Source organism: Streptomyces sp. N35, assembly GCF_016464295.1.
GTDB lineage: Bacteria > Actinomycetota > Actinomycetes > Streptomycetales > Streptomycetaceae > Streptomyces.
This window is the reverse complement of the sequence record NZ_JAEIMH010000001.1, coordinates 140,633-152,071: the sequence shown is the minus strand read 5'-3', so window position 1 is coordinate 152,071 and position 11,439 is coordinate 140,633. Positions and strand designations below refer to the sequence as shown.

General features: G+C 69.4%; 9 protein-coding genes and 1 pseudogene. 5 read left to right on the top strand and 5 right to left on the bottom strand.

All coding sequences use genetic code 11. From position 1 onward, the window contains the following. Positions 1–80 precede the first annotated feature (80 nt). On the top strand, positions 81–1,553 hold the full coding sequence (locus JAO81_RS00620; RefSeq protein WP_199545710.1) for a VWA domain-containing protein: 1,473 nt from the start codon (positions 81–83) through the stop codon (positions 1,551–1,553). Here the strand turns inward: JAO81_RS00620 and JAO81_RS00615 are convergent. Beyond that, entirely contained in the window at positions 1,522–2,133 is a 612-nt protein-coding gene (locus tag JAO81_RS00615) for an ATP-binding protein (protein WP_199545709.1), read from the bottom strand. The two genes, JAO81_RS00620 and JAO81_RS00615, sit on opposite strands and share 32 nt — an antisense overlap. Before the next feature lie 177 nt (positions 2,134–2,310). On the opposite strand from JAO81_RS00615, the gene JAO81_RS00610 reads away from it, so the two are divergent. The 3 genes from JAO81_RS00610 (at position 2,311) to JAO81_RS00600 (ending at position 4,638) form a co-directional block, all read left to right on the top strand. Continuing rightward, a complete protein-coding gene (locus JAO81_RS00610) occupies positions 2,311–2,565 on the top strand; it encodes a DUF397 domain-containing protein (RefSeq protein WP_199545708.1) in 255 nt (84 codons plus the stop codon). Between the two features lie 250 nt (positions 2,566–2,815). After that, positions 2,816–3,742 carry a helix-turn-helix transcriptional regulator gene (locus JAO81_RS00605; RefSeq protein WP_199545707.1) on the top strand — a complete coding sequence of 309 codons (927 nt, stop codon included), beginning with the start codon at positions 2,816–2,818 and terminating at the stop codon, positions 3,740–3,742. Between the two features lie 86 nt (positions 3,743–3,828). Continuing rightward, a complete protein-coding gene (locus JAO81_RS00600; protein ID WP_199545706.1) occupies positions 3,829–4,638 on the top strand; it encodes an SAM-dependent methyltransferase in 810 nt (269 codons plus the stop codon). A gap of 22 nt (positions 4,639–4,660) precedes the next feature. On the opposite strand, the gene JAO81_RS00595 is transcribed toward JAO81_RS00600, so the two are convergent. Next, positions 4,661–5,080: a VOC family protein gene (locus JAO81_RS00595; RefSeq protein WP_199545705.1), complete on the bottom strand. Its 420-nt coding sequence runs from the start codon at positions 5,078–5,080 to the stop codon at positions 4,661–4,663. Positions 5,081–5,149: 69 nt separating this feature from the next. Beyond that, entirely contained in the window at positions 5,150–5,524 is a 375-nt protein-coding gene (locus JAO81_RS00590; RefSeq protein ID WP_199545770.1) for a helix-turn-helix transcriptional regulator, read from the bottom strand. A 684-nt stretch (positions 5,525–6,208) separates the two neighbouring features. Here JAO81_RS00590 and JAO81_RS43590 point away from each other — a divergent pair. Then, positions 6,209–7,216 (top strand): annotated as a pseudogene (locus JAO81_RS43590) (polysaccharide deacetylase family protein); the annotation flags it as partial. Between the two features lie 513 nt (positions 7,217–7,729). Here JAO81_RS43590 and JAO81_RS00580 read toward each other — a convergent pair. Together JAO81_RS00580 and JAO81_RS00575 are read right to left on the bottom strand one after the other, a co-directional pair. After that, the gene (locus JAO81_RS00580; protein ID WP_307813088.1) at positions 7,730–9,973 is read right to left on the bottom strand and encodes a glycosyltransferase; all 2,244 of its coding nucleotides are present in this window, start codon (positions 9,971–9,973) and stop codon (positions 7,730–7,732) included. Next, positions 9,970–11,241 (bottom strand): nucleotide sugar dehydrogenase, encoded by a 1,272-nt coding sequence (locus JAO81_RS00575; protein WP_199545704.1) that lies wholly within the window; start codon positions 11,239–11,241, stop codon positions 9,970–9,972. Before JAO81_RS00575 ends, JAO81_RS00580 begins: the two co-directional genes overlap by 4 nt. Between the last annotated feature and the right edge of the window lie 198 nt (positions 11,242–11,439).

Genomic DNA, 11,439 nt, shown 5'->3' with positions numbered 1-11,439 from the left:
GGGGGGCGGGCGCGCGCGCCCGCCCCCCCCCCCGCCCCCCCCCCGGCGGGGGGGCGGGGGGGGAGGGGGTAACCACACCGATGCGCAAAGGCGCCAACATCCCGGTACCCGCCGCCTCCGTACGCGCGGTGCTCAGCTGGGCGGACCGGCCGGGCAGCCCCGACGCCGATGTCTCCGCACTGCTGCTCACCTCGGCCGGGCGGGTGCGCGACGACCTCGACTTCATCTTCTACAACCAGCCCGAGCACGCCTCGGGCGCCGTGCGCTACCTGGGCACCGAACGGCAGCCGGGCGTGGTCGCCAACTCCGTCGAGGTGCAGCTGTCGCGGCTCGAGGCGGAGATCGAACGGGTGGTGCTCACCGCATCGGCGGACGGCGGGACCTTCGGGCAGCTCGCCGAGCTCACGCTGCGGCTGCTCGACACCGGTACGGGCGCTGAGCTCGCGCGGTTCGAGACCGAGGCGGGGAGCGAGACCGCGTTCATCGGGGGCGAGCTCTATCTGCGCGGCGGGCAGTGGAAGTTCCGGGCCGTGGGGCAGGGGTACACCTCGGGGCTCGCCGGGCTCGCCACGGATTTCGGGATCAGCGTGGACGAGGAGGAGAGCGCGGCCCCGTCTCCCGGCGCCTCGTCTCCCGTTGCCCCGGCGCCCGTACCGTCGGCGCCCGTTCCGTCAGCGCCCGTACCGTCGGCGCCGGTGGCTCCCCCGCCCGCGCCGCCGTCCGCACCTCCTGTCGCGCCTCCGGTCGCGCCCGCCCCCTCCCTCGCGCCGACTCCCCCGCCTCCTCCCCGTATGACCAAAGGCGAGGAGAACCTCCCCGTCGACATGCGCAAGCGCCTCGACCTGCGCAAGGAGAAGGTCGCCGTCAGCCTCGCCAAGCACGGTGCCACCGGGGTACGGGCCCGGGTGATCCTGGTGCTCGACGCGTCCGGATCCATGTCGGCGCTCTACCAGCGCGGCACGGTCGCGAGCGTCGTGGAGCGGATGGCCGCCGTCGTCGCGCAGCTGGACGACGACGGGGCGATGCAGGCGTGGACCTTCGCGTCCAACCCGGCACGGCTGCCCGACCTGTGGCTCGGTGAACTGCCGCGCTGGCTCCAACTGCACGTGCGGGTGGGCGAGATCAGTCTGCTGCGGCCGAAGAAGCGCAAGAAGGGTTTGCTCGACGAGCAGGTCGACATGCGGCTCGTCGGCATCCAGAACGAGGAGCAGAAGGTCATCGCCGAGGTGCGCAGTTACGTCCGCGAGCATCCCTCGGCCGATCCGACCCTGGTGCTGTTCTTCTCGGACGGCGGGGTCTACCGCAACGCGGCGATCGAGGCCCAGCTGCGCGAGGCCGTCGAGGAACCGGTGTTCTGGCAGTTCGTCGGGCTCGGACGCGCCTCGTACGGCGTGCTCGAGCGCTTCGACACCCTGCCGGGCCGGCGCGTGGACAACGTGGGCTTCTTCGCCGTCGACGACATCGACAAGGTCTCCGACGAGGAGCTCTACGACCGGCTGCTGTCCGAGTTCCCGCAGTGGATCAGGGCTGCTCGGGGGGCGGGGATCCTCTGAACGGAGCTCCGCTCGCCGGGCCCTGGAACAGTCCCGTCACGCCCGGCGCCGCCTGCGCGGTGACCAGGCGGGGCCGCTCGTTGCCCGTGAAGAACTCCGCGAGGAGAAGCAGGCGTTGCACGGTGGCCGGTGCCGGGCCACCGCCGGACCGGGTCACCGCCGCCCATACGCCCTTGCCCCAGGGGCCCGGTTCGGTCCAGCCCCAGGCGTCGCTCACCGCGTCGACCACGTGCAGACCGTGGCCCGCCGCCTTGGCCGGGAGGCCAGGGCCCGGGTCGAAGACCGCGCACAGAAGGTCCGGGCCCTCGCTCAGGACGGCGACGACCAGCGGGTGCGGAAAGGGTTCTGCATCGGCGCCGGACAGGCCGTGTTCCAGCGCGTTGGCCACCAGCTCGCCGACGGCGGTGTGCACCCGGGGGGCGAGCGCGGTGCGCCGCCAGCGGTCCAGGGTCGCGTCCACGAACGCCCAGGCCGCCTTCTCCGAGCCGAAGTCGGCGGGGAGCGACAGCGTCGCCGAGTCGGCACCGGTCGCTGATGCGGGAAGCAACAGCTCCTCCGGGCGGCTTGCGGCAGTCGTCACCTGAACTCCCCTGTTCGAAAAGGCCCTTGGTCATGGGGCCATACGCCGACATGGTGGGGTGTCCCCCGCGTCACTGCAAGCACATCGGCAAGAACGCCTGCAAGAACGTCTGCAAGTACGTCTGTGCTTACGCTTGCAAGTGCATCCGCACGTACACGCCCAGGGGGAGAGATTCGCATGCGCTCACCACACGCCTTTACCGGGGACTATGACAACGGCATGTCCGCGGCCGCGCTCGAAGGTGTCCGGTGGCGCAAGAGCGGCCGCTCCAACGCCAACGGGGAGTGCGTCGAAGTCGCGGAACTCGCCGACGGGCAGATCGCCGTGCGCAACTCCCGCTTCCCCGACGGGCCCGCGCTGATCTATACGAGAGCCGAGCTCGCGGCGTTCGTCGCGGGAGCCAAGGACGGGGACTTCGACGACCTGACGTAGCGTCGGAGAACCGGTACGCGTACCGCGACTACCGTGCGTAGGCGCCCAACTAAGTCTGGACCACGTTTAGTTCGGAACGCTGTACACGTGGCGCGCGCCGGTGCGACACTGAGCCGCCGGGCGGCCCGGGCCCTGTTTTCTGCGCATGCGGGCCACCGGTCACAACAGAACTCGCCGGATCCACGGCGTACACAGCGGGGAGCACATGGGGTCTCCCCTGTTCGAGCGGATTCGAGAACTTGGGGATGGCATGACGGGCTCTCGGGCAGAGGGTGCTCCCGAGGTGGCGGGGGCGTCCGAACTCCGGTCGACACCTGCTCAGCGGCACGGCGGACCCACGGTGCTGCGCATCGTGCTCGGCACCCAGCTGCGCCGGCTGCGCGAGGCGCGCGGGATCACGCGCGAAGAAGCCGGTGACGCGATCCGCGGCTCGCACGCGAAGATCAGCCGCGTGGAGCTGGGCCGGGTGGCCCAGAAGGAGCGGGACGTCGCCGACCTGCTGACGCTCTACGGTGTCTCCGGCACCGACGAGCGGGCGGAGTATCTCGAACTGGCGCGGCGCGCGAGCAACCCCGGCTGGTGGCAGAAGTACAGCGACGTCATGCCCAACTGGCTGGAGACGATCCTCGGCCTGGAAGAAGCGGCCGCCGTGATACGCAGCTACCAGGTGCAGTTCGTGCCCGGTCTGCTGCAGACCGCGGACTACGCACGGTCCGTGGTGAGCCTCGGCGAGGCCCGCGGTTCGGTGCGCGAGATCGAGCGCAAGGTCGAACTACGGCTGCGCAGGCAGCAGTTGCTCACCCGGCCCGAGGCGCCGAAGCTCTGGTTCGTGGTGGACGAGGCAGCGCTGCGCCGTCCGATGGGCGGCCGCCTCACGATGCGTACCCAGCTGCGCCGCCTGATCGAGGTCGCCGGACTGCCCCATGTCACGCTGCAGGTGGCGCCGTTCGGCGCCGGCGGGCTCGCCGCGGCGGGCGGGCCGATAACGATTCTGCGCTTCGATGAGCCGGACCTGCCGGATATCGTCTATCTCGAACAGCTCACCAGCGCCCTGTATCTCGACAAACGCGCCGATGTCGAGAACTACATGATGGTGATGGACCAGGTCAGCGCGGCCGCCTCGACCACCGAGGACAGCGTGCGGTTCCTGGAGCAGCTGCTCGACGAGTACTACTGAGCCGACGAGTGTCCTCGCGTACCGCACGCAGGACGCGTGTCCCCACGTACCGCATACATCCTGTACGTCCCCTCAGGAGATGCCCCATGACCGCAGAAGCCCCCGCGCCCGGCCCGGCGATCGACATCACCGTCCCGTGCTCGCCCCGCATCTGGAACTACTGGCTGGGCGGCAAGGACAACTATGAGGTCGACCGCGCGGTCGGCGACCAGTTCTTCGAGATCTACCCGTCCATCGTGCCGATCGCCAAGCACTCGCGTGCCTTCCTCAGCCGCGCGGTGACGTATCTCGCGGGCGAGGCCGGCATACGGCAGTTCCTCGACATAGGCACGGGGCTGCCCACGCACGACAACACCCATCAGATCGCGCAGCGCACGGCGCCCGACGCGCACATCGTGTACGTGGACAACGACCCGGTCGTCCTCGCGCACGCGCGCGCCCTGCTCACGTCCAGCCCCGAAGGGGCCACGCACTACATCGACGCGGATCTGCGCGATCCGGACCTGATCCTGGAACGCGCGGGCAAGCTGCTCGACCTGGAGCGGCCCGTCGCGCTCTGCATGCTGAACATCCTCGGCCACATCGAGGACACCGCGGAGGCGACCTCGATCGCCAAGCGACTGGTGGACGCGCTGCCTTCGGGCAGCTACCTGGTCACCGCTGACGGCACCAACGTGGTCACCGGCGAGGCCTTCGAGCAGGCCATCGCCATCTGGAACCAGGTCGGCCGCCCGACCTACCACCTGCGCAACCCCGAGCAGATCGCCGGCTACTTCGACGGCCTCGAACTCCTGGAGCCCGGCGTGGTGTCCTGCTCGCGCTGGCGCCCGTCGGAGAATCCCTTCGGGCAGCCGGCGGAGGTCGACGAGTTCTGTGCGGTGGGGCGCAAGCCGTAGCCGCGCCCCACCAGCATGCGGCTCAGGCGGTCTTCGGGCGCTGGGCGAACCGCAGCAGGTTCCCGGCGGGGTCGCGGAAGGCGCAGTCGCGCACGCCGTACGGCATGTCCATGGGTTCCTGGATGACCTCGGCGCCCGAGGCCGCGAGCCGGTCGAAGGTCGCGTCGCAGTCCTCGGTCGAGAAGATCACGCCGCGCAGCATGCCCTTGGCCATCAACTCGGCCATGGCCTGGCGGTCGTCGGGCGAGGCGTTGGGGTCGGCCAGCGGCGGCTCGAGGACCACCTCGACATCGGGCTGCGTCGGCGAGGCGAGCGTCACCCAGCGCATGCCCTCGAAGCCGACGTCCTTCTGCACTTCGAGGCCGAGCGCGTCGCGGTAGAAGGCGAGCGCCTTGTCATGGTCGTCGACGGCGATGAAGCACTGCTTCAGCTTGATATCCATGGCGTTACGGTACGGCCGGGCGTGACCGCTCCGCTTCTCCATTCGTGACCGACCCGCCGAGGCCGCCTCCTAGCCCTTCTTCGGGTCCGGCTTGGCCTTCCGCAGCGGCCGCGAGTAGATCATCGCGACGCATGCCGGGATGTCGGAGACGTCCTCGTGGTCCCGCGCGCGGTACGCGCTGGGCGACTCCCCCACCAGCTCGGTGAAGCGCGTACTGAACGAACCCAGCGAGGTACAGCCGACCGCGAAGCACACCTCGGTGACCGACAGGTCCCCGCGCCTCAGGAGCGCCTTGGCGCGCTCGATCCGCCGCGTCATGAGATAGCTGTACGGCGTCTCGCCGAAGGCGGCCCGGAAGCTGCGCGAGAAGTGCCCGGCCGACATGTGCGCATGCCGGGCCAGCCGCTCGACGTCGAGGGGCTCCATGTAGTCGCGGTCCATCATGTCGCGGGCCCGCCGCAGCCGTACGAGATCGTCGAGCGGTACCTGTCCTGTCACTCGTCCAGGATCCCACGGCCCACGTCACAATCAGCCGCCGGCCGATGGCGGATTCTGCCGCGCGGCTATACTCCGGGCACATAAATCACATCTTCCGTTGCCTGACGTCGCAGGCGTGACGCCTCGCTGAGCCGGAAGTCGCAGGGGCCGGGGGAGCCGCAAGGTCCGGGGGATCCGGGGGGATCACGTCGACCGTCCTCACCCTGTAGGAACCGAGGAGTCGCCTTGAGCAACAGCAACTACCCGGCGGGCGGGCCCGAATACGGGGACCAGGATCCCGGATACGGATACTCCGAGGGCGGATACGGCCGGCCACGCACCGACCGTTACGGCCGGCCGCTCGACGAGGCGTACGGGCAGCCCGACTCCGCGTACGGCGGCCGACAGCCCGACCCGGCGTACGGCCAGCGCCCCGACCCCGCGTACGGCCAGCGCCCCGACCCGGCGTACGGCCAGCGCTCCGAACCTGCCTGCGGCCGGGAGCCCGCCCCCGTGCCCGGCGCGCCCGGGACCCCCGAGAGCCGACCGGAGGGGGGCGGGAACGAGGCCGGCGGCGATCGGCGAGCCGGCCGCGGCAAAGGCGGCGACGACGGCGGCAAGGGGCAGAACCGGCGCTCGGCCCTGAAGTTCATGGGCTTCGGTGGACTGCTGACCGCGGGCGGCGCGGCCGCGGGTGTGCTCGGCAAGGACCTCGTCATGCCGTCCACCGCGCAGGCGGCATCCGCCACCGGCGCCCTGAGCCTGCCCGCCGGCAGCCAGGTGGACGGTCTGACCGTGCCGTCGTTCGCTCCCTCGGGCCGTCGGCCGCGCTATCGCCGGGCCACGTGGAGCCAGCAGTTCCAGAAGGGGCACGGCTGGTCCATAGGCGGCTCCGGCACTGCTTCGTCCTCCCCTGACGACACCGAGGTGTTCACGCGCGGGACACAGTCCGCGCGGGCCACGACGACAGGTGCCGGAGCGCAGTCGTACATCCGCAAGTCCGCACTGCCGACGATGAACCTGACCGGCAAGATGCTCCGGCTCATCTTCCGGGTCGAGAACGTCGACCATCTGGCCAAGATGGTCTTCTACTTGGGCAGCGGCGGTTTCAAGGACACCTTCAGCTGGCGCTTCCACAGCCACTCGAAGACCGCCGCCAACTATGTGCAGTCCGGCGAATGGGTCACCGTCCACCTGCAGTGGGCCGATGTCGCCGCCGCTTCGGGCGCGTACGCGCTCTCGTCCACCGGGAAGCCCTCAGTGACGACCGGTTTCACCGATCTGTCCTTCGCGGTGTACGACGACGGCGTGGGCAAGGTGACCTACAACCTGCAGGCCGTGGAGGCCGTGCCGGATACGACGTCGAAGTTCCCCAAGGGCGTCGTGTCGATCACCTTCGACGACTCCCATCAGTCGATCCATGATCTGGGGCGCCCGGTCATGGACGAGCTGGGCATGCCCGGCACCATCTACAACATCGCCGACGCCATCGGCACCGGCACGTTTCTGACCATCGACGAGATGCGCAGCCTGCAGGATTCCTCGGGCTGGGAGATGGCCGGGCATTCGTACGCCAACTCGGCGCACACCGCGAGCTATGCGAAGCTCACGGCGGAACAAGTGGACGAGGACTTCCGGCGGTTGCGCGAGTGGCTGGTCGCCAACGGGTTCACCAGTGAGCACTTCGCGTATCCCCATGGCGCGTTCCAGAAGACCACCGACGGCGTGCCCGTCGATCTGCTCGCCGCGCGCCACTTCACCACGGCGCGGTCGATCATCTCCGAGACGATCGAGTCCTTCGCACCGGCGATGCCGTACCGCCTGAAGGCCCTGACGGGGATCAACGACGGCTCGGGGATCGGCGGTACGACGCTTGCCAAGGTCATCGGTCCCGGCGGGCAGCTGGACCGGTGTGCGGAGAGCGGTGACTGGCTGATCCTGTGTCTGCACAAGCTGACCGCGGGGCCGCCGAAGACCAGCACCGAGATCAGCCAGGCCGGACTGGGCAAGCTGCTCAAGGAGATCGAGAAGCGGGACATCGAGGTGCTCACCGTGCAGGAGGCCATGACGTACTACGCCGGCCGCCGGGGCCGCCAGGAACAGAGTCGTCAGGAACAGCAAGGGGCGGGGCCCGGTGCCGTGCCCCGGGCCCCGCCCCTTGCTGTTGCCCTGTCAGCGGCCTTCGCCGAACCACCCGTCCTGGGGGTGCGGTTCGCGGCTGCGCCGGGACTGACCGTACGCGGCCGCCTGCGGGTCCGTCCCGTCGTCGTACCCCTGCTGCCCGTGGCCGCCCTGCTGCGGCTGCTGCGGGATGCGGGGCGGCTGACCGCCCTGCTGATAGCCGCCTGCCTGGCCGGGGCCCTGCGGGTGCTGCCCCTGCGGGTAGCCCTGCTGCGGCCCGGACTGCCCTTGGCCGTACGGGACTTGGCCGCCCCGCGTCCGCCCGGCCATGGGGTGCGGCCCCTGCGGCTGCTGCGGGATGTGCCCACCCTGCGGGTGAGCGCCTTGGGGCTGGACGTACTGGCCCTGCTGGTACTGCCCCTGCTGGTGCTGGGCTGCCTGCTGGTACTGCCCCTGCTGCGGGTACTGGGCTTGCTGCGGGTGCGGCTCCTGCTGGTACCGGCCCTGGTGGGCCTGCGGCGGGTACTGGCCGTTCTGCGCCTGCGGCGGGTACTGGCCGTTCTGCGCCTGCGGCGGATACTGGCCGTTCTGCGCCTGCGGCGGGTACTGCCCGTTGTGCGCCTGCGGAACGTACTGCCCGCTCTGGTACACGGGCCGCTGGCCCTGCTGCGGGATGGGCTGCGGTTCGCCCGGCACGCCGCTCCATGCCACGCGCTGCTGCGGCATGCTGGCGCCGATGTCCTTCAACTCACCGTCGCTGTACTCGTCGTGATACGGCTGGCCGGCGAGCTGACGGCCGGTGTGGTGCGCCTGGGTGCGGGCGAGCGCGATGCCCTCGAGGCGCATCATCTCGATCGTGGAGGAGACCTGCTGCGAGGAGTTGAGGTCCTCTTCCTCCCAGACGGCGGAGAGCTCGTCCTCGTGGCCGGCCACCGAGACCTCGACACCGGCCTGGCGGGTGCCCCAGCTTCCCTTGTGCAGGGTGAGCAGCGCGTAGAAGCGCAGCGGCGTGAGCAGCAGGAGCTGGATCACTCCGTACAGCGGGGCGAGCAGGAACATGCCGAAGCGCTTGATGAAGCCCATGCCGCGGCGCGGGAAGTCCAGATAGCGGACGTTGCGCAGGTACCCCATCAGGACCATGAAGATCAGGTAGTCGCCGATGTGGTTGACGAACTGCGACGGGTGCATGATCGGCAGGATGACCATGGAGTAGAACATCGCCGAGCCGAAGATCAGCCACAGGGCGAGTTCCATGCAGGTCAGCCAGAACGCCGGCCGCCACTTCTTCTGGTTGCGGAAGGCCCACAGGGACTCGCGGAAGAAGGACTTGTTCCAGCGGACCTGCTGGCGCAGGAAGTGCGGGAGCTTCTCCGGAACGGCCGTGTAGCCGACGGCGGTCTCCTGGAAGACGACCTGGCCCTCGATCAGGCAGTAGTTCGTCATCCGGCGGTCGTCGCCGAAGACGGCGGGCTTGCCGAGGAACTGCTGGTTGAGGAAGTCCGGCAGGTACTTGCGTACGAGAGTGCCGCGGTAGACGGACAGGGCGCCGCAGCAGCACAGGACCGACTTCAGACGCGAGTACGCGGCCCGCTCGAAGAGGAACGAGTTGCCGTACCTGAGGTCCTGGAGGCGGGTGAAGATGTTGCTGTCGTGGTTGAGCGCGAGCACCATGCCGGTCGAGGCCATGATCTTCGGGTCCGCCATCGGCAGCAGCAGCTCACGGACGGTGTCGCGGGAGAGCACGGTGTCGGAGTCCACACACAGGAACAGGTCCGTGTACGGAGCCGCCTCGAAGCCCAGCGCGAGCGCCTCACGCTTGCCCTTGTTCTCGGGCTGGATGCTGACGGTGTACTTGACGCCCCTGGCCTCGAACTCGCGGCGCATCTTCTTGGCCGCTCGGATGCCGCCGGCGTCGGCGCTGCAGTCGTCGATGATGTGGATCTCGTTGGGCAGCCGGCTCTGCGCGAGCAGGGAGCGCATGCCCTGCTCGAACATCACCGGGTCCTCGTTGTAGATCGGGATGACCGCGGTGACCCACGCGTTGTCCAGGTACATCAGCTCTTCGCGGTCGGCCTTCGCGGGCCGGTAGAAGAGGGCGCCGAACATCTTCAGGGTCAGCAGGCCCATCGCGCCGAACGAGTACAGATGGAGCGAGTCCGGGTCGAGCTTGGTGGCGATCACCGCGGCGATGGCGATGAAGAAGATGTACGACACCTTCAGATGTCGTCGCCGCTTGTGCCGGCGGCGGCCGTCGGTATCGACGGCGCCGGGTATGTACGTGTCCGTATCACTCACAGCTTGACTACCTGGGGATGGTCGGCGGACTTGCCTCGGGTGTCGAAAAGCTTCGTCGCGTGGTCGGCCAGCTTGTCCAGGTCCAGCTCGCTGTGGTGCTGGAGCAGGATGGTCAGATCGGCCTGGGCCGCGCCCTCGAGGTAGTCGTCGACGCGCGCCACCTCGGCGCCGTCCACGGTCCAGCCCTCCACGCGCGGGTCGTAGTAGACGAGGTCGGCGCCGCGCTCGAGCAGCAGCTCGGCGACGTCCACGGCGGGACTCTCACGCTGGTCCGAGATGTCCGGCTTGTACGTCACGCCGAGGAGCAGCACCTTGGAGCCGCGCACCGGCTTGCCCTGGTCGTTGAGCAGATCCGCCGCGCGCGACACGACATGGGCGGGCATCCGCTGGTTGATCTCCTGGGCCAGCTCCACGAAGCGGAACGGTATGCCGAGCGAACGCACCTTGTACGAGAGGTAGTTGGGGTCGATCGGGATGCAGTGACCGCCGACACCCGGGCCCGGGTAGAAGGGGGCGAAGCCGAACGGCTTGCTGGAGGCGCAGCGGATCGAGTCCCAGAGGTCGACACCGATCTCACGGCAGAACATGGCCATCTCGTTGACGAGGGCGATGTTCACGTGCCGGTAGGTGTTCTCGAGCAGCTTGGCCATCTCGGCCTCGCGGGTGCCCTTGGCCTCGACGACCCCGCCGACGAAACCCTCGTACAGGGCGCGCGCGGCCTTGGTGCAGTCGGGGGTGGTGCCGCCGACGACCTTGGGAGTGTTCTCCAGGCCGTAGGTCGGGTTGCCCGGGTCGATGCGCTCGGGCGAGAAGGCGAGGTGGAAGTCGACGCCGGCCCGCAGGCCGCCGGCCTCGAGGGCGGGGCGGACGACCTCGTCGGTGGTGCCGGGGTACGTGGTGGACTCCAGGACCACCAGGGTGCCCGGGGTCATGTGGGCGGCGATGTCGGCGACCGAGGCGTTGACGGCGCCGAGCTCGGGGGCACCGTGGTCGGTCAGCGGGGTCGGCACGCAGATGACGACGGCGGCCGCCTCGGCTATGACCTCGGGGTTGTCGACCGCGCGGAAACCACGCTCGATCATCGCCTGGACATCCGCGTCACTGATGTCGTCAATGTGCGAGACGCCCGAGTTCAGCCCCTGGACGACCGGCGCGCTGCGGTCGAGGCCGACCACTCTCAGCCCGGACGCACTGGCGGCACGGGCGAGCGGCAGGCCGACATAGCCGAGCCCGACGACGACCAGGTCCACGGTTGCGCTTCTGTTCACAGCCACGCTTTCCCCACGGCGCCGCCGGCACCCCCGCGGGTGGTTGGCGCTCAAGTTCTCTCAAGAATCGAATAAACGACTGGTGATGCTATCGAGGAATGGCCAACTCTTCACATCTTGTGCACGGTCTCGATTCTCACAGCACACTCCGTACAACCCTTGAGCCCCTTGGAGAGTCGGCCTCTCTGCAAACCCAGT

Bases quoted from the DNA above. Each gene is read 5' to 3' on its own strand.
- JAO81_RS00620 (WP_199545710.1), top strand. From the start codon at position 81: ATGCGCAAAGGCGCCAACATCCCGGTACCCGCCGCCTCCGTACGCGCG.
- JAO81_RS00610 (WP_199545708.1), top strand. From the start codon at position 2,311: ATGCGCTCACCACACGCCTTTACCGGGGACTATGACAACGGCATGTCC.
- JAO81_RS00605 (WP_199545707.1), top strand. From the start codon at position 2,816: ATGACGGGCTCTCGGGCAGAGGGTGCTCCCGAGGTGGCGGGGGCGTCC.
- JAO81_RS00600 (WP_199545706.1), top strand. From the start codon at position 3,829: ATGACCGCAGAAGCCCCCGCGCCCGGCCCGGCGATCGACATCACCGTC.
- JAO81_RS00595 (WP_199545705.1), bottom strand. From the start codon at position 5,080: ATGGATATCAAGCTGAAGCAGTGCTTCATCGCCGTCGACGACCATGAC.
- JAO81_RS00590 (WP_199545770.1), bottom strand. From the start codon at position 5,524: ATGATGGACCGCGACTACATGGAGCCCCTCGACGTCGAGCGGCTGGCC.